This window comes from Cernens ardua (assembly GCF_051251085.1).
In the GTDB taxonomy this organism is placed as follows: Bacteria; Pseudomonadota; Gammaproteobacteria; order Pseudomonadales; family Halomonadaceae; genus Cernens; species Cernens ardua.
Genome location: NZ_JBPCZH010000012.1, coordinates 1 through 1,093, shown reverse-complemented (window position 1 = coordinate 1,093; position 1,093 = coordinate 1). Strand labels below are relative to the sequence as shown.

The 1,093-nt window shown below is 52.3% G+C and carries 1 pseudogene; it reads left to right on the top strand.

Annotated features, from left to right (window positions below):
* Positions 1-1,093, top strand: a pseudogene (locus LMG33818_RS12885) (hypothetical protein); the annotation flags it as partial.

Here is a 1,093-nt window from a genome sequence, read left to right as displayed (position 1 = left end):
CAACCAGAGCACGGATCTGACCAACAAGGGCCTCGACTTTGCCGGTGACTCCGGCACGAATGTTCATCGTGATCTGGGCCAGACTGTCAACGTGAAAGGTAATGCCAAAAACGCTGATGACCTGACCGATGGGAACATCGGTGTGGTAGCGGATGGTAACGATACCCTGAACGTCAAGCTGAACAAGGACGTTGATCTGGGGGGCAATGGCTCTGTGACTGCCGGCAACACCACCATCAATAATGGCGGTGTGACTACCAACAGCCTGAATGTAGCTAACAATACCTTCCAGGTACATAACGATGGCGAGACCACATATAATGGTCCGATTACCAATGGCGATGATGTTACCAACAAGAATTATGTTGATAACTCCATTCAACAGAACAAGACCCGTTATTACAGTGTCAATGACAACGGTAATCAGCAGGGTAACTACAACGATGATGGAGCTAAGGGCAACAATGCGCTTGCCGCTGGTGTAGATACTTCTGCGACTGGACAACAGTCAACTGCAGTAGGTACCAAAGCAACGGCGACTGGTGAAGGTGCCTTGGCATTAGGCAACAATGCTACCTCTACAGGTCAGGGCGCATATGCTGGTGGACAAAACTCTGTCGCCTCTGGCACAAATGCCCTTGCGCTGGGACACGCATCTGTCGCCAATGCTGACAATGCTACTGCGCTGGGTGATGGAGCAGTTGCTAAAAACAACGGCTCCGTTGCTCTTGGTAATGGTTCTGTCACAGCCGCTGCCAACCCGACCTCTGAAGGCACCGTGGGCGGCACTACCTATCAGTATGCGGGTACTAATCCAAGTAGCGTCGTCAGTGTAGGTTCCGGTGGTCACGAGCGTCAGATTACTAATGTCGCGGCGGGACGTGTCTCAGATAGCAGCACCGATGCCATCAATGGCTCTCAGCTCTATGCCACCAACAAGGCAGTTGATAATGCTACCGATACAGCCAACAAGGGCTGGAATGTCAGCACCAATGGTGATTCGAAAGGGGCCAGCAATGTGGCTCCGGGCAGCACCGTTGACTTCACTCCGACCAACAAGAACCTGACCGTTTCCCACGATGGCGATAACGTC